The sequence below is a fragment of the Pedobacter sp. G11 genome (assembly GCF_003860265.1).
Classification (GTDB): Bacteria; Bacteroidota; Bacteroidia; order Sphingobacteriales; family Sphingobacteriaceae; genus Pedobacter; species Pedobacter agri.
The window spans coordinates 4,569,650-4,588,800 of sequence record NZ_CP034190.1; the positions used below are offsets into that span (position 1 = coordinate 4,569,650).

A 19,151-nucleotide genomic window follows, 5' to 3' on the forward strand; every position below is an offset into this window, starting at 1 on the left:
TAGCTGAATTAACCAGCGTTATATTGCGCATCGGTTACAGGCTCCAGCCAGTTTACCATGCCATTTTCAGTGTTGATATTGATGGCAAAGTGGACCATTGGTGCATCTGGTGATGCCCCATGCCAATGTTTTATTCCCGGCAGAATATTAATGGCTTCACCTGCCGAAAATTTTTGTATCGGCTTTCCTTCTTCCTGATACCAGCAGGTACCCTCTTTAACAATCAGTATCTGGTTGGACGGATGTGTGTGCCAATTGTTTCGGCAACCTTGCTCAAAAACCACCTCACTAATGTTGCAATTCGTAATTTCATCTGCTGCAACAAGTGTTTTCAAAAATGCTTTTCCAGTAAAATATGATGCCGGTGCTGATTTAAATTCTTTATTATCCATTATCTTTTTTGTTTAATCCAATTTTTCGGAGCCACGCGATCACTTTCATCTCTGCTTGTTTCCTTACACCATCTTTAATAGCCAGTAAAACACCTTCTTTTTCAATTCCACCTTTCGTGCTAAAACCCTCCAACACTTTACTTCCCGCACAAAGTGATTTTACGGTATCGAAAGTACTTCCAATGCCATAACCTGCATTGGTATTAAAAGGGACTATGGTTTTCCCCTTGAAGTTATACTTGCGGAGAAAACTTTTAATTGGTGGTGGAAGCGCCATTCCCCAGGTTGGAAAACCTACAAAAACTGTATCGTACTGATCGATATTTTCAATGTTGGTTTTCAGTAGAGGAAGAAAGCCTGATTCATTTTCATTTGCAACCTGTGCTACAGTAGTTTTATAATCCGCCGGATAAGGTTTCTGCATTTCAATGGCTACCAAATCTCCTCCTACCTGGTGATGAATAATCTCTGCTATGGCTTTAGTATTGTTCGTTCTTGACAAATAAACAATTAAAACTTTCTTGCCCATTGGTGTTTTCTGAACAGATTTATTTTGTGCATTTGAGCAAGAAGATAAAATGCAACATAGAAGTATTGTAGTTATGATGTTTATTGCCTTCATCTAATTTATATAACGTTTTTTTGCTGATTATTTCCCCACCCTGTTTTGCAAATGCTGAGGATATCTTTCGCCCACAATTTCGATTTCCGTTAGCGATTGCTTGATTTTAGCTAAATCATTCTCAGAAAGCTGCACAGTTGCGCCGCCAACATTTTCTTTCAATCGGTGTAGTTTAGTCGTTCCTGGAATGGGTGCTATAAATGATTTTTGAGCGAGTAACCAGGCCAGTGCAATTTGTGCTGGCGTAGCCTCTTTTTCATTAGCAATGTTTTTTAATAAATTAACCAATGTTTGATTAGCTTTTCTATTTTCTTCTGAAAAACGAGGCACGATATTTCTGAAATCGTCTTTATCAAACTGTGTGGTTTCATTGATTGCACCGGTTAAAAATCCTTTTCCCAATGGACTAAAAGGCACAAAACCGATTCCTAATTCTTCCAGGGTTGGAATAATCTCTTTTTCAGCATCACGAAAAAACATAGAATATTCACTTTGTAAAGCAGCAACTGGCTGCACGGCATGTGCTTTTCGAATGGTTTCTGCTCCAGCTTCTGAAAGGCCCCAATGTTTAATTTTTCCTTCGTTAATTAATTCCTGGATGGTTCCTGCAACCTCTTCAATCGGTATATTCGGATCAACCCTGTGTTGATAAAGTAAGTCGATATAATCGGTTTGCAAATGCGTTAATGAGTTTTCTACCACCTGACGAATCCTTTCCGGGCGACTATCCAAACCCTTGGTGGCGTCGCCATCTTGGAAACCAAATTTGGTGGCAATTACCACCTGATCTCTAAATGGCTGCACTGCTTTTCCTAAAACAATTTCATTACCACCCTGACTGTAGGCTTCAGCGGTATCAAAAAATGTAATGCCTAAATCAAAGGCATTTCTGATTAAACTCACGGCTTCTGTTTCATCCGTTGCTGGTCCGTAACCAAATGTTAAGCCCATACAACCTAATCCCAATGCCGAAACCGCTAAGCCTTGGTTTCCTAATATTCTTTTTTCCATCTTTTTTATTTATTTAAACTGATTATCTTGTTCCTAGCCATTTCACAATTGCAGGATCGCGATGATCAAAAAATACGCTTTCTTTTGTATCTAATGCAATAATTGCATCCATATCTTCGGTAGCCAACTCAAAATCGAAAACATCGATATTCTCCACAATCCGTTCTTTTTTTACTGATTTTGGAATAACCACTACCCCTCTTTGTACTAACCAGCGGAGAATAATTTGAGCAACACTTTTATTATATTTTGCACCAATGGAAGTTAGAAGTTCATTGCTGAACATATTATTTTTACCTTCCGCAAATGGCCCCCAGCTTTCAATCTGGACATTGTTTTCCTTCAGGAATTTTTGTGTTTCTATTTGCTGGTTAAATGGATGTGTTTCTATTTGATTAATGGCGGGTATAATTTCATTATGCACAATCAAATCCATGATTCTGTCTGGATGAAAATTGCTCACACCAATGGCTTTTATTCTATCATCTTTGTATAACTCTTCCATGGCTCTCCAGCTTCCATACACATCGCCATAAGGCTGGTGAATTAAGTATAAATCGAGATAATCAAGCTGTAGCTTATTCAAGGAAACTTCAAAAGCTTTTTTAGCCTGATCATAGCCCGCACCCGAGATCCAAAGTTTGGTGGTGATAAATAATTCTTCCCGGGCAACACCACTTTTTTTAATGGCATTACCAACAGCTTCTTCATTGCCGTAAGCTGATGCCGTATCAATTAACCTGTAACCCGCTTCAATCGCATCGACCACAGCTTTTTCGCATGCTGCAGCATCATTAATCTGGTAAACGCCAAATCCTAAAACTGGCATTTCAATTCCGTTATTCAGTGTGATATTTCTCATTTCTATGTTTTAAAAACTATTTACTAATACTTAGATAAACCTAACATCCTCGATCTTATCCTTCAATATGCATCCTTGACCATACCTGTGATGAAGTGCGATAATTGATAAAACAAAGTTCGTGATGATTGGTGAGCAAATGTTTATACCAATTACTGCATCTCATACCATTATTACTGATTTCGACCACATTGCATATTGAGCTGCTGTGGAATCGTTATTTTTGTTTGACAAAAGAGTTTATGATTATGGAAAGCATTGTACATATTGAAAGTGTAGATCAATACAATAAAATAAGGGGTATGGAGACCCAACATCCTTTAATTACGGTTATTGACTTAGCGAAGGCGAAAGCCATGCCGGCACAAACATTCAATTTTGGTTTATATGCAATCTACCTGAAAGCGCTCAATTGTGGAGAGCTTAAATACGGCCGAAATCATTACGATTACCAGGAAGGAACTTTAGTATTTGTTGGGCCCGGGCAAGTATTGGGTGTACAGCCAAAGGTTAAAATTTTCGAGCCGAAAGGCTGGGCACTATTGTTCGATCCGGAATTGATTAAGGGAACTTCTTTGGGCAAGCATATCCATGACTATTCTTTTTTTTCTTACGATGTAAATGAAGCGCTGCATCTTTCAGAAAAAGAAAGGCAATTGGTGATCGATTGCTTTTTAAAAATTCAGTATGAGTTAAATCAATCTATTGATAAACACAGCAAAACATTAATTACAACCAATATCGAATTATTATTGAATTACTGTATCAGGTTTTACGACAGGCAATTCATCACAAGGGAATCGGCAAACCAGGGCATATTAGAGCGTTTTGAAAACCTGATTGATTCATATCTTCTATCAGATAAACCGAAATTAATAGGCCTACCTAGTGTAGGCTATTGTGCTGAACAGCTCAACTTATCGGCAAATTATTTTGGTGATTTAATTAAAAAAGACACCGGCAAATCGGCACAGGAGTACATTCAGTTAAAGCTGATGGATATTGCTAAAGAAAAAATATATGATACCCGAAAATCAGTAAGTGAGATCGCTTATGAATTAGGTTTTAAATATCCGCAGCACTTTTCAAGATCATTTAAACAGTATGTTGGCGTATCACCAAATGAGTACAGAAGCTTGAATTAGTTTTGCAATAATAAAGCCTCAGTATACCCTGAGGCTTTATTTCTATATTCTATTCGGTTGAAAGAACTTTACTGTTCCATCGCCCTCGCTGGCCACAACCAAAAGGCTTCTGCCATTCGGACTATCCTTGGGCTTAACAAACAACACGCCTTCTGGCGCATCGCCGGTGGCAAATAATTGTACAAACCTTGCAGAAGCCGGATTGGTCACATCATAAACAGCAATTATATCTACACGTTCTAAACCTATAAATGCCAAGGCTCTACCGTTCACTTCTGCAACGGTTACGCCTTCTACTTCCACACCCTTATTGTCCGATCGTTCATCATCATACTTACCAGCATCAATAACACGTTGTTCTAAATCTTTTCCGATATTGGCAACTAAAGCGCCTGTGTTGGCATTAAGAATACTCAAACTTCTTCCTCCGGTTGCAAAAAGTTCATCGTAATCTCCATCACCATCTGTATCGCCGAAAGCCTTGCTAACGGTTAATCTACCCAGGTTTGCATCAAGCTGTAAGCTAGCAGCAGTTGGAAATTTAGCTGGGTCTAATTTTAAACTCTTTACACGTGCTTCTTCATCATAACCTTTCCAGGCCCTGGTATCGCCTTCATTTGCCAAAGCTAAATATGAAGTGCCGCCCGTGGTGAAATATGAAATCGCATCAGGAAGATAAAAGGCTTTAATTGGCCAGGTACTCAATGCAATTTTGTTATCCTTATCACTTACATCGAAAGCATTTTCAGCAAGGCTGATGTCTCTCGTTCCTAAAGGGTTAATTTTGGTGATGGTACCTGAAACAATATCAACTTCTGCCACAGCATTGTTTTCCTGTAAAGTAACATAGGCTTTTTTCGAATCGTTGCTTACCGCGATGTATTCTGGTTCGATATCTTGTGCAAAGCTGGCTTTAGGCCCATAAATTCTGAAACCGCCAGCTACCAGGGCAGCTTTCTGAGATTCAAATCCTGAAAAATCCAAGGTTTTAACGCTGTAATTAGATTTTACATTGATGATCGAAACCGTACCGATCGGATCAATCGTATAATCATCATTTGGTTCGCCTTCGTTCGCCGAAAGAATGTAATTGCCATCCGGACTGAAAGTAACCATATCAGGCATGGCACCGACTGTAATCTTTTTTACTTCAGAGAGATCAGAAGTTTTTAAAACCACCACATCACCGTTACCTTGTTTATCTGCGCCGTCTAAAGCGATTGCCAGAAGTCCGTTGTTTACCGCAACACTATTGATACCTGCATTTCCTGAATAGCTAAGGGTTTTTGCTTTTGTAATCGTTGGATAATTAGTCAAATCTAATACCTCTACCTTTGCGCCGCCTTCATTACTTACAACAAAAAGTTTCTTTGTACTAGGGTCATAGGCCGAAATTTCAGCTGAAGTTTCGCCACCTAAATCAATAGAAGCAGTTTCCTTGAAGCTGGCAATATCTTCTGCCACAATTGGCTCGGATTCGTCAATTGGTTCTGTAGTTTTTTTACAAGCGCTGATGGCCATTGCACCCATTAGCAAGGCAACAAAAAGTTTTTTACGGTTCATGGTTTACATTAATATCTGAATCGCAAAAGTAGAGCTGAACAACGATGAATTTAAGTTCCGTCTGGTTATCAAATCATTAAAAAATTGTGAAGTATTACCAACGGGCGTTAGAAACTGTACTACTCACCATTATAAAAAACGATTCATCCTTAATTTTGTAATTGAAATAAAATAACAGAAGATGAAATTATCAAACAATAAAATTTTAATTACAGGTGGTGCCAGTGGCATAGGTTTAGGACTTACCGAACGATTTTTGAAAGAGGGAAATGAAGTGATTATTTGTGGCAGACGCGAAGAACTGTTAAATCAGATTGTTGAACAGTATCCTTCAGTAATTGCAAAAACTTGTGATTTATCGAAGGAAGAGGAACGCCTATCACTTTTTAATTGGGTTTCGCAAAATCACAGCGATTTAAATGTTTTGATCAACAATGCAGGCATTCAAAACTGGATGAGCATCACTGATGATGACTTTTATGATCGGGCAAGTGATGAAATGACTACAAACGTTTTGGCGCCAGTTCATTTAACAAAATTGTTTACGCAACTGAGTGCTCTCACAACCATCATTAATGTTACTTCAGGTTTAGCGTTTGTTCCATTATCAAAGGTACCGGTTTATTGTGCTACAAAAGCCTTTATGCGTTCCTTTACCTTATCGTTAAGGCACAGTTTAAAATCATCAGCTATTGAAGTGATCGAAATGATTCCGCCTGCTTTGAATACTGATTTAGGTGCAGCTGGCCTGCATAACGAATTCCCGCCGGTAAGCGATTTCGTAACCTCCATCTTTGAACAATTGAAAGAAGGAAAAACCGAACTTACCTTTGGTACAAGTGCCGACCGGGCAAAGGCAAATAACGAGATCATTCAGGATTATTTCAATATGATGAACCCGTAATTTTCAGCATTCATTTCGATGACTATCTTTGGCTGAATTATTTTATCAGAATTACCCATCCATGGAATACACGAGTAGTATCAAATCTTTCACACAGCTGAGCCCTGAAGAGCTTTACCAGATCATGAAACTTCGCATCGAGGTTTTTATCATTGAACAGGAGTGTTTTTATCAGGATGCCGATGATAAAGATCAGCACTGCCACCACCTGATGCTTTGGAATGGAGAAAATTTGGTGGCATACGCCAGGTTGGTTCCTGCCGGACTTTCCTTTACCGAAGTATCGATTGGCAGGGTAATTACCAATGCTGATGTTAGAGGAACGGGGACCGGGAAAATATTAATGAAATCAGCAATCGCAGAATGCAAAACGCTTTTCGGAGATGTTCCGATTCGTATTGGCGCACAAACTTATGCCAAAGCCTTTTATAGTGGGCTTGGTTTTGAAGATACCAAAATCGAATTTATGGAAGACGGGATACCGCATTTAGAAATGCTTTATGGATAGACTACCGAAAATTATTGCATAAAAAAACCGCTTTGAATGTTCAAAGCGGTTTTTTATGCCTAATAGCAAACTAGTTAGGCATTAATACGGTATCAATTACATGGATCACACCATTTTTTTGATTTACATCAGCAATCGTTACGGTGCTCATTCCGCCTTTTGCATCTTTTAATACCAATTTCTTGCCATCCATTGAAGCCCAAAGTTTACCACCCTCTACGGTTGTTAACTCTGCCTTTCCATTTCCCGCTTTAATTGCCGCAGCAATTGCCTTACTGTCCATATTGCCAGCCACTACATGATAGGTTAATATTTTAGTTAAGGTTGCTTTATTTTCTGGTTTCACCAAGTTATCCACTGTACCTTGAGGTAATTTATCAAAAGCACTATTGGTTGGAGCGAATACGGTAAATGGTCCGGCTCCTTTAAGGGTTTCTACCAAACCTGCAGCTTTAACAGCGGCAACTAAAGTGGTATGATCTTTAGAATTTACTGCGTTATCCACAATATCTTTTGATGGATACATCGCTGCTCCGCCTACCATTTTGGTTTTTTCAGTTGATTGTGCCTGAACTGTTGTATTTGTTGCGAAAGCAATAGCTACTATAGCTACCGCAGATAAGAAAATTTTTTTCATGGTTTTTGTTTTTGTTATGTCCTCATTTACGCATAAGTACCAAACACTGGTTTTCTTAAAACCACAATTAAAAATAACATATTGATTATCAGATTTTTAAAATTAATTAGTAATAACAATATGCTATGATCCATGCAACGTTGAATCATTTCTGCATTTTAAAACATGGCAAAACATCAACTAAAATTTGATACTTTTTCTAAATTTGCCGAATCTTTGGGAATGCCCGGGATAACTCAATAAAAAAACAAATAATGGAAGAGAATGACTTTGTGTCGATTTGGCTGGAAGAAAGTGGAAATCCGGCAATTGAAGAATTAACAAACAAAAATCTTGAAGTAGCGCATCAAACCTCAAACCTACTGGCAGAAAAAAATCTTCTTGCTAATGATTTTGCCAGGATTGTAGATATTAATCCTGATGAAATTTCGAGATGGTTAATGGGCAAACATTCTTTCAGCATAAAAAAATTAAAGGAGATAACTGAAGCATTCAATACGCATTTTTCGGCGAATTAAACTGGAAATCATCCAGCATCAACGCCTTTTCGTGACTGTGTTGTTTCTTAAATCATCTTTATACATGATGCGGTAGCTTTAGGGTCCTTTCTCACAACTCGAACCTGACAAAACAGATTGTGATTAACCATAAATGCTTAAGAGTATCAGCCAGGTAACAAAACCTACCGGTGCCAATATTGCTGCGCTTATAAAAAAGGATTTGACCCATTCTTGCCTGCCCATAATTAAAAAAACGATCCCGGCAATAATATTCAATACCACTTGTATAAAAATACATAAACCCATGCCGATGGCTATCCTGAATCCCCTCTCGCTCACGGCAGTATTCATAACGATCAGGAAACCGTATAAAACGAACAAAAACAAATTGATCCCTATAATTTTTAGCATGGTCTTTTCGAGTAAATATTAGGTTTCGCTACTCCTTTATACTTAAATATCAAATCCTTATAAAATGTTTTCATCGGTTTGTCTTTTATGGCTGAGACGTAACTTTTGAAATTACCCTTTCCCGTACGATTGAATGAATCGCAGCAAAAACCTCCTAGCATAAAACCTTTATTATTAAACCGCTGTTATTTAATTTATACGCTCCTATTAAATGTGGTTGGTATTCAAACTTTAAAGCCTAAACGATGAAACATATATTCTTCTCCTTGATTGTTATGATATTCTTATTTTCGGCATGCTCCGGCAAAAATGCGGATGGTACACCGAATGTCAGCACTGGTGACACCAGTCATGCCAAGCATTCATCTAAAACTGACTCCACTGCAGATTCAACTAAAAAGTCAGGCACTGATGTCAAACTTAGTAATTGATGAACGCTTTGTTTCTAGTGAGCATATTTACAATCACTAAAAACTATGCTAACTTAATTATTTTCTTCCAACCTGAGGAAATTGCGAAATTCTAAGCGTTGTGCAACCATAAGGAACCAATGTAATCGTTTCCTCAAGCTTATCACTTTCTAAACCATAAATGTGACTGTAGGGTATCGGGCCTGCCATATCATTATAAATTTTCCAAGATGGTATTTTCCTGCCTTTTGTTTTAATCACTATTGGGGCGTTTTCCAGATTCCAAGGATAAAGCGTTTTTTTCCCGGTAAATTCTGCTTTAAAATAATCATTGATTTTAGCTTCATTTACATCATATAAACCATAATTCCATGGTGATGCTGGGTGGACTTCCGTATAATCACCAAATATGTCGGCGTCTGCTGTATTTTTGATTTTTTTAAATTCCTCCTCAATTTTTAGCGCATAGGTGATTGGGCCTCGTTCAACGGCCATAGCGTTTTCAGCCCATTTAGTTTTAAAAATATGCATCGGCAGAAGCAATTCCACAACATCACCCGTCTTCCATTCCTGTTCTATTTTTACTACCTGATCGGCCTTATAATTTGCCAGAACTTTACCATTTACCTTTATAGTGGCCGAAGGGCACCACGTCGGTATCCTTAAACGAAAGGGAAATTTTACAGAACTTTTGGTTTTAATCAAAAACCTAACAGACTCCTCAAAAGGATATGAGGTTTCTTCGGTTATCGTTACTGGAATGTTCCCAGCCACTTTTGTGCTTACCTGACTTGGTGCATAAACCAATGCTGCAATTCCATCGTCAGGTGTTACATACCATAAATTTTGGGTAAACTTCGGCCAGCCTTGGTGCATGTTCGAAGTGCAGCATGGGTATCCGGTTAATAGTCCGAAACAAACATCGGTACCGCCATGATTATCACCAAAATTGCGCATCTGCCGGGTAAGCATCACCTGATTAGCCTGCTGAAAGTATTGATGAGTTAGATAATCATCTGATGCTTGGGTGGGTAATGCGTTAAAGGCAATCTTTTCTAACTGATCAGCATAATTTACTGCTCCGGTAATTTGCAGGGAGCTTTCTAAAGTAAACATCATTTCAACTGCTGCACAAAATTCGTTGCCCTGAGTTGGGTTGTTTCCATGCAAAGCTTCATCGCCACCATATAAACCATTGGCTGTACCATTAAAAGTACGAAGATCATTAAAACCTTTTTTCGCAGCCTCTACATACAAACTTTCTGGATGTGCCTGATAATAAACCAGGGGTTCTTTCATTCCCTGAGCCAGGTTTACGGTATGGATGCTGCCCATTTTCTGCAATAAATCCGTGTGTAGAAAAGCATTTGTAAAATCAAAACTTTGTTTGTGGATGATTTCCCCCAAATCCAGAAGAAATTTATCGCCGGTAATATTATATAGCCAATACACCACCATCAAATTATCCGCTCCCCTATACTTTGCCCAATAAGTCCAATGATCCAGCGGCTTCTTAGGTAGTTCGTTTAACTGATACCTGAAGTAATTCGTCATCAGTTTGATCACTCGTTTATCGCCTGTGGCTGAATAATATTGTTTAAGCACCTTCAGCATAACCATTTTTGGCCACCAGTCACGGCTGTTATCACGTTGTAAACCAGTTTCTTCAGGATAATCTTTTGAAGGACCAAAATAACCATCGGGTGTTTGACTTTTAAGCGACCATTCTACCCATGGTTTAACTTTATCGATAAGCTTTTTATCATTCAAAATATAAGCGAGCGGCAAAAGCCCATCAATCCAGTATGGACCACGTTCCCACTGGTCGCCATCCCCTCCTAACCATCCATTTCGTTGGTTCATCAATGGATAGAGTTTATCTAGGTTACCTGTAGCTCCATTTTTTTGACGCACGAGCATTTCTTCTAGCCAACCTTTAGCTTGAATAGCGCCAAGGGGTAATTCTTGGAATGGTGTTTCTATTAAACCAGGTTTCGGTTTCAAATACTGTGCATTCGTGTTAATTGAAACTAAAAGCAGTACGGATACGATCAAAATATAAAACTTCATGTGTCGATATTGGTATAATGGAATGGCAGATTTTAGCTTGAAGAATAACAGTTGTAATTAAATTTATTGATACCTTATTTACCTTGCATTTGCAGTAATCCCGCGAATTTTCTTAACCTAAGTTTCATACTATCATGAAGAGCAATCGCTATTCGTTTTTTCCACCAGTTTCTGAATTGCTTAGGCAACCGTTGTTTGAAATCAGCATGGAAGAAACTGTCCGTTTCTAGATGATAGTGTAAACTCCGTTTTACGGTTTCATTTCGTGAAACTCAAGTATCATCAATACTCTGAAAACCGAACGCTAGGTTTGAAATTTTGGGTTATTCCAAGTTATATATATTTATTTGAGTTTCAAAAATTGGCCTGAAAGTTACTTCATTGTTACAATGCTATAGTTCACACTATCCCTAAATTCAATAATAAGTGAGTAAAAAAGCGGTACCTGTTTAAACAACGGACATATCATTTTTAATAATACCATGATTTGCCAAGCTACAAAACGTTAAATACCAGTTTAGGTAAGATAGCCGAGAAATTTTTACCCACTCCCGTATAAATCGGGAATTTAAAACATTTTCAAACACATGCTGTTTATCTCACAAATTCGAATACAACATTTATGATAAATACTATACCACTAACTGTAAAGCGATCAATTGAACTGCTTGGTCTCATTGCACTCGCTGCCGTATTGGTGATTGGCCGCGATATCATTATGCCAATATTGATGGCTTTTTTTATCAGCATTATGCTGCTACCAATCTACCGTTTTTTAAAAAGAAAAAAAGTTCCTGAATCATTTTCCATTATTCTGCCCATTTTATTAGTCGCCATATTTGTTGGGCTAATTGTTTGGTTTTTCTCTAACCAAATAGGTGTTCTTGTAAAGGATTTTCCTCAAATTAAAGCCAATGTTACCCAACATATCAACTCCCTAAGCGATTGGATCAGCAGGATTACCAGATACGATTCTGCAGAACAAAAGGCTTTTATTCAGGATAAAAGTGATGACCTGATGAATATGGGAACATCAATGGCGGGTGGCGCAGCTGTAACATTAAGCGGTATTTTTGTATTTATTGGTTTGTTGCCAATTTACATTTACCTAATGCTTTTTTACAAAGATATCTTGCTACGTTTCATTTTCATGTGGTTTAAACCAGATCATCACCCAAAGGTGAAAGAGGCGATTTATGAAACTGAATCGATTATTAAAAGTTACCTGATTGGCTTGCTGATCCAGATTACCTATATGACAATACTATTAGGTGGAATTTTAATGTTAATTGGTATTGAACATGCTTTATTAATCGGTGTAATTTTCGCCATCTTAAATTTAATCCCTTATGTGGGAGCACTGATTGGAAATGTAATCGGGGTGTTGTTAACCCTTGCTTCATCGCAGGAGCTGTGGCCTGTAATTACAGTATTAGGCGTAATTGCTGGGGTACAGTTTTTAGATAATAATATTTTGATGCCACGTATTGTTGGATCTAAGGTAAAAATTAATGCGCTGTTTTCTATCCTTGGCGTTTTCATTGGCGGAAGTATCGCTGGTATTTCGGGCATGTTCCTGGCATTACCAATTGTTGCGGTACTAAAAATCATCTTCGATCGTACTGAAATTTTTAAACAATGGGGAGTTTTATTGGGAGATGAACGTCCGGCTAAAAGCCCGATGACCTTCCCTACTTTCAGAAAAAGAAAGAATGTGGCCACTAAAACAGGGATTGAAAAAGGGTAAATAAAGATTTAGCAACAGATGAAAAAAATAACCACTATAATGATGCTTTTTGCAGCGATGCTTTCTGCTTGCGGCTCATCAGACGATAAAAAAGAAGCTGGCGGAGAAAATGACACCACCCTCATGCCTGAGGCAGCAACAGAAAAAATGCCAGATCCAATCATTGGAAAACTTGCTTTGGTTGGTGTGGCAAAACTCGGACAACCCATCAACATTAAATTTTCTGTTTATAATAATTCAGATACTGTAGCCAAATTTTGTAAGTGGCATACCCCTTTTGAAAGATTATCAAGCAAATACCTGGATGTTGCTTTGGAAGACTATACAGAAGTACCCTATCAGGGTGCAATGGCGAAACGGGTAATGCCGCCACCTGCTGATAGTTACACCAGCTTAAAAAAGGGAGATAGCACCAGCGTCAATTTTAACTTGATGGATGGATACGCCATTGGTAAAGCCGGTATTTATACCATTAAATACAACGCTACAAATGTAAGTGGGATAGTAGTACCAGATAGTTTAAAAATCAAAGTGGAAAATTAATATTAAAAGTTTTGTAATTAAAACTGTTTGGCTTGATCTAATGTTATATTATTAAATTAAATTGATAAGAAAATGGGACTATTAAAAACAGCAATATTAGGTGCCGCAGTTTATGCAGGCTTTAAATATGTAACCAAAAAAGATCCAATCACTGGAAAATCTATCATTGATGATATCAAAGATCAGGCTCCTGAATGGATCGATAAAGCAAAAGGCTATAAGAATGATTTCGCTCAAAGAGCCGAATACGCTAAAGACGATTTGGGTATTTAGTCGTTAGGACAAAATGCTTAAAGCATCGTTGGTTAAACCAGCGATGCTTTTTTTATGAAAAATATGCTTGCCATCAAACTTCTAAATTGCAAACCTTCATTATTTAGAACTCGCTATTTCTGCTTCGCTATCTACACCATGCTATCCGGCCTAGCAGATTTTTAGTTACCTTTTATCAAGAAAAAGGTAAAATCCCTTCGGCGGCCAGCCCAGGCAAGCCGCGAGCAGAGATAAAATCCGACTTGATCTCAATATAGATATTGAAAGACGCAAAGTTCTAGACAATAGTCGCTAGGACGGAACGCGTCAAGCATCGATGGTTTAACGATTTTAGGAATTATTTCTGCGTTTTAAAGGCTTCCTTTCTTCCAGATAGTAATGCCACAATATCATTAAGCCAATCGTTCGATAAGGTTCCCAATGCAAAATTGTAGTTAACAATTCCTCTTTAGTAGTTCCCTTTGGAAGTTTTTTTAAGCTTTTCAAAGCATTAACAGCAGCCAAATCTCCGGTGGAAAAAACGTCTGTATGATGCAAAATAACAATCAGGTAAATGTCTACCGTCCAATCTCCTATACCTTTAACTTGCTTAAGTTGAGTTCGAATTTCACGATCAGAAAAACTTTCCAATGAAGATAGATCCAGATGACCACTGACCAATTTTTCAGCAAGATCTCTAACATAAACGGTTTTCTGGCGACTGAAATAACAGGCCCGCAATTCATCGTTACTAAGTCCCAGAAATTTCGTTGCCGTGATCTCGCCAATTTTTGATTTAAGTTTGTTTAAAGCTGCTAAAGCTGAAGCGAGCGATACTTGCTGTTCCAGAATAATATGAACCAAAGACTCAAAATTATTTGGCCTGCTCCAGAAAGGGGGATATCCATACCGCTCAAGAACGAACGCCAGATCATCGTCTTTTTCTGCAAGAAGGTTGCAGAGTTGATGAAAGTTATCGGCACTGAAGACAGGAAACATGGCTATTTAAATAGGATATCATACGCAAACCGCAATATCGTTCCAAAAACAACGATTAAAAAAAATACCCGCACAAATTTATTTCCTTTAAGCAAGGCCAATCGGGTTCCAAAATAAGCGCCACTTAAATTAAACCCGGCCATTGGAATGGCATATTGAAATAGAATATGTCCGGTAGAGCTGAAATAAATGATTGCCGCCAGATTGGTAGCAATATTAACGATTTTAGCGTGAGCACTGGCACCGATAAAATCGAAGCCCAGCACTGCGATAAAAACCAGAATGAGAAAAGACCCCGTTCCAGGACCAATCAATCCATCGTAAAAGCCGATCAGTAATCCAAAAATAGCTGACATCAAAATCTGCTTTTTTACCGAATGATTTTTCTCCTGATGGATCCCAAATTGTTTATTAAAATAAGTATAAAGTGCCACCAGAATCAGCACTACTAAAATGATGGGCTTGATCACCGAATTATCTATACGGCTCACCAGGAACGCACCAAGCAGTGCAGCACAAAATGCCGAACTGGCGCAAGCAGACAATACTTTTAGGTTAAATTTAACTTGTTTAGAATATTTAAACGCCGCTAATGTAGTACCGGCAAGAGAAGGAATTTTAGTAGTTCCTAATAAGGTAGCTACCGGGTAATGGGGTAAAACTAACAAGGTGGCAGGAGTTTGTAATAACCCACCGCCACCTACAATAGCATCTATAAAACCTGCTGCAAAAGCGGCAAGGCAAAGCAAAATCAGCTCATTAATCATTAACCGCGATTAATGAATTTTTAGGATATACCAAGATGCAAATATTTATCAATAGTAATTAAAACCTGGTAATTGGTTATTGAATGTGTTAATTCCTTATTCAATAAATCTAAAATCGTTATTCTAAAATCTTCAATCCCCTTACATCCTCTCCGGAGAAGTGATTCCTAAAATCAGCATGCCTGAATAAATAATATCAGCCGTTTTCTTACAAAGGTTTAAACGAAATTGCTTGGTCTCCCCGGCTTCAGTTTTCACAATTGGCGGAACCTCATGGTAAAACTTGTTGAACAATTTCGCTAGTTCGTATAAATAATTTGCCAAACTCGCCGGACTGTAAGCTTTAGCTGCAATAGCAATTTCCGAAGGATATTTAGCCAATTGTAAAATCATCTCCAACTCCACAGGCAACATTTCCCCGGCATTTGGACTACCGACTGCCGGTTCATATTCAGCTTTGCTCAGCAAAGATTTTATTCTTGCATGTGTATATTGAATAAACGGTCCGGTATTACCCTGAAAGTCAATGCTTTCAGCTGGATTAAATAATAAGCGTTTTTTCGGTTCAACCTTCAAAAGAAAATATTTTAAAGCGCCTAAACCGATGTTTTGGTATAATTCGGCTTTATCGGCCTCACTAAAATCGTTCGTTTTACCTAGCTCTTCAGTTTTTTCACGGGCAGTGGCAACCATGCTCTCAATGAGTTCATCCGCATCTACAACCGTTCCTTCACGGCTTTTCATTTTCCCGTTTGGCAAATCAACCATGCCATAAGAAAGGTGATATAAACCTTTTGCCCAGCTTTTCCCCAATTTATCCAGGATTAGAAACAACACTTTGAAGTGATAATCCTGCTCGTTGCCCACTACATAAATCGATTCATCCATGTGGAAATCGTCATACTTCATTTCAGCGGTGCCTAAATCCTGTGTAATGTACACGGAAGTACCATCAGCACGTAAAACCAGTTTCTGGTCTAAGCCATCAGCAGTTAAATCTATCCAAACCGAGCCATCTTCCTTTTTAAAGAAAACACCTTTCGCCAAACCCTCATCAACCGTATCCTTTCCTAATAAATAGGTGTTGCTTTCGTAGTAAAATTTATCAAAATCTACACCCAGGTTTTTATAAGTCACGTTAAAACCGGCATAAACCCATTCGTTCATGGTTTTCCAAAGCGAAACAACCTCCTCATCACCTTGCTCCCACTTCAAAAGCATTTGCTGCGCTTCTTTAATTAATGGCGCATTTTTTTTGGCTTCTTCTTCGGTTTGTCCCTCAGCTTTTAAAGCATCAATTTCCTTTTTATATTCCTTATCAAAAATCACATAGTATTTTCCAACCAAATGGTCGCCTTTTAGGCCAGAACTTTCAGGCGTTTCGCCATTGCCCCATTTTTGCCAGGCCAACATCGATTTACAAATATGAATTCCTCTATCGTTGACCAAATTCACCTTAACAACATCGTAGCCATAAGCCTTAAGCAATTCGGAAACCGAATAGCCCAATAAATTATTACGAACGTGACCCAAATGAAGCGGCTTATTGGTATTTGGTGAAGAATATTCAACCATCACCTTTTTACCGTTCGATGGATAAGAACCAAAATCATCGGCTAGTATTTCATTATTAAATTGGTTTAGAAAATAACTTTCTGCAATGCTTAAGTTCAAAAAACCTTTAACCACGTTAAATGCAGTTACATCAGCAACGTTGGCAACCAAATATTCACCAATCTCATTTGCAGTTTGCTCAGGCGATTTTTTAGATATTTTCGTAATCGGGAAAACCACAATCGTAACCTGCCCCTCAAATTCTTTTCTGGTTTCTTGTATATTGATGACACTTTCGGCTACTTCTTCGTTGTAAAGTTCTTTAACAGCCTTAAGCGTTGCGGTAATAATAAAATTCATGTCGCAAAAATAGGTATTAAAGCGGAAAGCTGAAAGACTAAAGCAGAAAGCAAATTAAAAGGATTTTGGAAAGGTACTGTTCTGCTAATTGGATATGGTAGCCCTCCTTTCCGCTGTAGTCCCGATTGATTTCGATGAAAAATCGAAATCCGGGAGCTGCCGCCACAATGAGGTTTAGATAATTAAGACTGTGCAATCAACCAAGTTCTGTTACCAAACTAGGTGCCTATTCCTAACTATAGCTTGCTGCCTCTACATACTGACGTTATTTTGAAAACACAGACCATGGTAATAAAGTATACCAGGGCTGTCCTTACTTTAACTATATCTTCTCACTGCAGACTTTCAAACCTCCGACTTCTCAAAAATTCTAATAGATTTGCAATAACTAACTTATTTTATGAGCGAGCAAAATCCAAATTTTAAAGTTAACGTAAAAACCGAAATTGGCAGGTTACGTAAGTTGCTAATCCACAGCCCTGATAGTGGTTTGGGCAAAGTAGTACCCTCAAAAGCGCAAGATTGGCTTTTCGAAGATATTGTACACTTAGATACCATCCGAAAGGGCGAATACGATTATTATATCAAACTGCTAATGTACTTCCTCGACCCTGAAAAGATAAAAGGAAAACTGGCTCAAATAGATTCGGAAGAGGGAAATCGTAACTTTTACAAACCCAATCATCCTGATTTTCACAACTCAAATTCGGTAATAGAAATTCAAAATCTGTTAAGCGAGATGTTGGAAAATGAATCCATTCGTAAAAAATTAGTAGCTGCCGTTTGTGCTATTGAGGGCTGCACTTACAAGGTTCAGATGCAGTTGACAAATACTAATCCGAAGGAACTGGCCGAAATATTTATTTCCGGAACGTTGGCTAACGATACGATGATTTTTGCACCCATTCCCAATTTAATCTTCACCAGAGATGTGGGCACAACCATCAATAACCATATTTTATTAAACAAACCTGCTAAAAAAGCCCGTGTTCGTGAAACGCTTTTAATGCGCTATATTTTCTTCAACCATCCAATATTTGCCGCTTACCAAAACAATGTACTCGAAATTCCGGATGTAACGATGCACTTCTTACGTCCTGGCGACGAACCAGCATTTAGCACCACTTTAGAAGGTGGTGACGTAATGATGGTAAGTCCAAATCATGTATTAATCGGTTGCAGTGAAAGAACATCTGAACATGGCGCAAACGAAGCCATCAAGTTATTGTTCGACAACGATGTAGTAGAGAAAGTAACGGTAGTAAAAATCCCTAGCAAACGTGATTATATGCATTTGGACACCGTTTTTACACAGGTGAAACGCAATACCTGGGTGATATTGAATTCAATTGCACATTCTCCAAAATACAATCCATACGAATCAATAAACTTTTTAAAAGAGCCGGAGAAACTAGAAGCGACCACGGCTATTCAGTTCACGAAGGCTAATCCGCAAGAACCTAAACATTTCGAACATGTTGAGGCATTGCTAAATGACATCAGTCAAAACGATTTAAATAGCAGCGAACCAACGAAGATCATCTACAGCGGTAACAATACTTTCCCGTATGATTCCAGAGAACAATGGACAGATTCTTGCAATTTGTTAGCGATAAAAGAAGGGGTTGTTTTGGGTTATGACCGAAACGATAAAACGGTTGAAGCCTTTAAAGCTGCTGGGTTTAACGTAGTTGATGTGAAAGATTTAATTCAAGATTTAGAAAGTGGCAAAGCTGATGCAGAAACCATGACTGACACGTTGATTTTAATGCCATCAGCAGAACTTTCGCGTGCCCGAGGAGGTTTTCACTGTATGAGTTTACCGATATTGAGAGACGAATTAAGTTAAAAGTTTTAAGTAATACGTGATACGTTTAGATCAATGACTTAAAAC

18 protein-coding genes are annotated in these 19,151 nt (G+C 38.2%); 8 read left to right on the top strand and 10 right to left on the bottom strand.

What is annotated here, in order from left to right:
• Positions 1-8: 8 nt before the first annotated feature.
• Genes EA772_RS19580 through EA772_RS19595 form a run of 4 tightly spaced genes read right to left on the bottom strand, consistent with a single transcriptional unit; the run spans position 9 to position 2,887 of the window.
• Complete coding sequence (locus EA772_RS19580; protein WP_124914626.1) at positions 9-392, bottom strand: cupin domain-containing protein; 384 nt, start codon at positions 390-392, stop codon at positions 9-11.
• Positions 385-1,014, bottom strand: coding sequence for a flavodoxin (locus EA772_RS19585; RefSeq protein ID WP_168187608.1), 630 nt, complete (start codon positions 1,012-1,014; stop codon positions 385-387). The genes EA772_RS19580 and EA772_RS19585 overlap by 8 nt, the downstream gene beginning before the upstream one ends.
• 27 nt (positions 1,015-1,041) lie before the next feature.
• Positions 1,042-2,025, bottom strand: coding sequence for an aldo/keto reductase (locus EA772_RS19590; protein ID WP_124914627.1), 984 nt, complete (start codon positions 2,023-2,025; stop codon positions 1,042-1,044).
• 22 nt (positions 2,026-2,047) lie between these two features.
• Complete coding sequence (locus EA772_RS19595; protein WP_124914628.1) at positions 2,048-2,887, bottom strand: aldo/keto reductase; 840 nt, start codon at positions 2,885-2,887, stop codon at positions 2,048-2,050.
• A gap of 248 nt (positions 2,888-3,135) precedes the next feature.
• Here EA772_RS19595 and EA772_RS19600 point away from each other — a divergent pair, with 248 nt between their 5' ends.
• Complete coding sequence (locus EA772_RS19600) at positions 3,136-4,032, top strand: AraC family transcriptional regulator (protein WP_124914629.1); 897 nt, start codon at positions 3,136-3,138, stop codon at positions 4,030-4,032.
• 42 nt (positions 4,033-4,074) lie between these two features.
• Here the strand turns inward: EA772_RS19600 and EA772_RS19605 are convergent, their stop codons facing one another.
• Positions 4,075-5,595, bottom strand: coding sequence for a choice-of-anchor I family protein (locus EA772_RS19605; protein WP_124914630.1), 1,521 nt, complete (start codon positions 5,593-5,595; stop codon positions 4,075-4,077).
• 181 nt (positions 5,596-5,776) lie between these two features.
• Here EA772_RS19605 and EA772_RS19610 point away from each other — a divergent pair, with 181 nt between their 5' ends.
• A complete protein-coding gene (locus tag EA772_RS19610) occupies positions 5,777-6,499 on the top strand; it encodes an SDR family oxidoreductase (RefSeq protein WP_124914631.1) in 723 nt (240 codons plus the stop codon).
• Positions 6,500-6,560: 61 nt separating this feature from the next.
• Positions 6,561-7,007 carry a GNAT family N-acetyltransferase gene (locus EA772_RS19615; RefSeq protein WP_124914632.1) on the top strand — a complete coding sequence of 149 codons (447 nt, stop codon included), beginning with the start codon at positions 6,561-6,563 and terminating at the stop codon, positions 7,005-7,007.
• 70 nt (positions 7,008-7,077) lie between these two features.
• Here the strand turns inward: EA772_RS19615 and EA772_RS19620 are convergent, their stop codons facing one another.
• Positions 7,078-7,644, bottom strand: a complete 567-nt coding sequence (locus EA772_RS19620) for a fasciclin domain-containing protein (RefSeq protein WP_124914633.1) — start codon at positions 7,642-7,644, stop codon at positions 7,078-7,080.
• A 254-nt stretch (positions 7,645-7,898) separates the two neighbouring features.
• Here EA772_RS19620 and EA772_RS19625 point away from each other — a divergent pair, with 254 nt between their 5' ends.
• Positions 7,899-8,162: a helix-turn-helix transcriptional regulator gene (locus EA772_RS19625; protein WP_124914634.1), complete on the top strand. Its 264-nt coding sequence runs from the start codon at positions 7,899-7,901 to the stop codon at positions 8,160-8,162.
• 881 nt (positions 8,163-9,043) lie between these two features.
• Here EA772_RS19625 and EA772_RS19630 read toward each other — a convergent pair.
• Complete coding sequence (locus EA772_RS19630) at positions 9,044-11,035, bottom strand: beta-L-arabinofuranosidase domain-containing protein (protein ID WP_124914635.1); 1,992 nt, start codon at positions 11,033-11,035, stop codon at positions 9,044-9,046.
• Positions 11,036-11,657: 622 nt separating this feature from the next.
• On the opposite strand from EA772_RS19630, the gene EA772_RS19635 reads away from it, so the two are divergent.
• The 3 genes from EA772_RS19635 to EA772_RS19645 all read left to right on the top strand — a co-directional run bounded on the left by EA772_RS19635 (position 11,658) and on the right by EA772_RS19645 (position 13,598).
• Positions 11,658-12,782 (top strand): AI-2E family transporter, encoded by a 1,125-nt coding sequence (locus EA772_RS19635; protein WP_010601195.1) that lies wholly within the window; start codon positions 11,658-11,660, stop codon positions 12,780-12,782.
• An 18-nt stretch (positions 12,783-12,800) separates the two neighbouring features.
• A complete protein-coding gene (locus tag EA772_RS19640) occupies positions 12,801-13,325 on the top strand; it encodes a protease (RefSeq protein ID WP_124914636.1) in 525 nt (174 codons plus the stop codon).
• Between the two features lie 72 nt (positions 13,326-13,397).
• Positions 13,398-13,598: a YtxH domain-containing protein gene (locus EA772_RS19645; RefSeq protein ID WP_116167931.1), complete on the top strand. Its 201-nt coding sequence runs from the start codon at positions 13,398-13,400 to the stop codon at positions 13,596-13,598.
• Between the two features lie 330 nt (positions 13,599-13,928).
• On the opposite strand, the gene EA772_RS19650 is transcribed toward EA772_RS19645, so the two are convergent.
• From EA772_RS19650 to argS, 3 genes are all read right to left on the bottom strand, one after another.
• Entirely contained in the window at positions 13,929-14,576 is a 648-nt protein-coding gene (locus EA772_RS19650) for a DNA-3-methyladenine glycosylase (protein ID WP_124914637.1), read from the bottom strand.
• Between the two features lie 2 nt (positions 14,577-14,578).
• Complete coding sequence (locus EA772_RS19655) at positions 14,579-15,343, bottom strand: TSUP family transporter (RefSeq protein WP_124914638.1); 765 nt, start codon at positions 15,341-15,343, stop codon at positions 14,579-14,581.
• Between the two features lie 141 nt (positions 15,344-15,484).
• Entirely contained in the window at positions 15,485-17,257 is a 1,773-nt protein-coding gene (gene argS, locus EA772_RS19660) for an arginine--tRNA ligase (protein ID WP_124914639.1), read from the bottom strand.
• Positions 17,258-17,657: 400 nt separating this feature from the next.
• On the opposite strand from argS, the gene EA772_RS19665 reads away from it, so the two are divergent.
• Positions 17,658-19,106, top strand: a complete 1,449-nt coding sequence (locus EA772_RS19665; RefSeq protein ID WP_124914640.1) for an arginine deiminase family protein — start codon at positions 17,658-17,660, stop codon at positions 19,104-19,106.
• The last annotated feature ends 45 nt before the right edge of the window (positions 19,107-19,151 follow it).

Bases quoted from the DNA above. Each gene is read 5' to 3' on its own strand.
- EA772_RS19580 (WP_124914626.1), bottom strand. From the start codon at position 392: ATGGATAATAAAGAATTTAAATCAGCACCGGCATCATATTTTACTGGA.
- EA772_RS19585 (WP_168187608.1), bottom strand. From the start codon at position 1,014: ATGAAGGCAATAAACATCATAACTACAATACTTCTATGTTGCATTTTA.
- EA772_RS19590 (WP_124914627.1), bottom strand. From the start codon at position 2,025: ATGGAAAAAAGAATATTAGGAAACCAAGGCTTAGCGGTTTCGGCATTG.
- EA772_RS19595 (WP_124914628.1), bottom strand. From the start codon at position 2,887: ATGAGAAATATCACACTGAATAACGGAATTGAAATGCCAGTTTTAGGA.
- EA772_RS19600 (WP_124914629.1), top strand. From the start codon at position 3,136: ATGGAAAGCATTGTACATATTGAAAGTGTAGATCAATACAATAAAATA.
- EA772_RS19605 (WP_124914630.1), bottom strand. From the start codon at position 5,595: ATGAACCGTAAAAAACTTTTTGTTGCCTTGCTAATGGGTGCAATGGCC.
- EA772_RS19610 (WP_124914631.1), top strand. From the start codon at position 5,777: ATGAAATTATCAAACAATAAAATTTTAATTACAGGTGGTGCCAGTGGC.
- EA772_RS19615 (WP_124914632.1), top strand. From the start codon at position 6,561: ATGGAATACACGAGTAGTATCAAATCTTTCACACAGCTGAGCCCTGAA.
- EA772_RS19620 (WP_124914633.1), bottom strand. From the start codon at position 7,644: ATGAAAAAAATTTTCTTATCTGCGGTAGCTATAGTAGCTATTGCTTTC.
- EA772_RS19625 (WP_124914634.1), top strand. From the start codon at position 7,899: ATGGAAGAGAATGACTTTGTGTCGATTTGGCTGGAAGAAAGTGGAAAT.
- EA772_RS19630 (WP_124914635.1), bottom strand. From the start codon at position 11,035: ATGAAGTTTTATATTTTGATCGTATCCGTACTGCTTTTAGTTTCAATT.
- EA772_RS19635 (WP_010601195.1), top strand. From the start codon at position 11,658: ATGATAAATACTATACCACTAACTGTAAAGCGATCAATTGAACTGCTT.
- EA772_RS19640 (WP_124914636.1), top strand. From the start codon at position 12,801: ATGAAAAAAATAACCACTATAATGATGCTTTTTGCAGCGATGCTTTCT.
- EA772_RS19645 (WP_116167931.1), top strand. From the start codon at position 13,398: ATGGGACTATTAAAAACAGCAATATTAGGTGCCGCAGTTTATGCAGGC.
- EA772_RS19650 (WP_124914637.1), bottom strand. From the start codon at position 14,576: ATGTTTCCTGTCTTCAGTGCCGATAACTTTCATCAACTCTGCAACCTT.
- EA772_RS19655 (WP_124914638.1), bottom strand. From the start codon at position 15,343: ATGATTAATGAGCTGATTTTGCTTTGCCTTGCCGCTTTTGCAGCAGGT.
- argS (WP_124914639.1), bottom strand. From the start codon at position 17,257: ATGAATTTTATTATTACCGCAACGCTTAAGGCTGTTAAAGAACTTTAC.
- EA772_RS19665 (WP_124914640.1), top strand. From the start codon at position 17,658: ATGAGCGAGCAAAATCCAAATTTTAAAGTTAACGTAAAAACCGAAATT.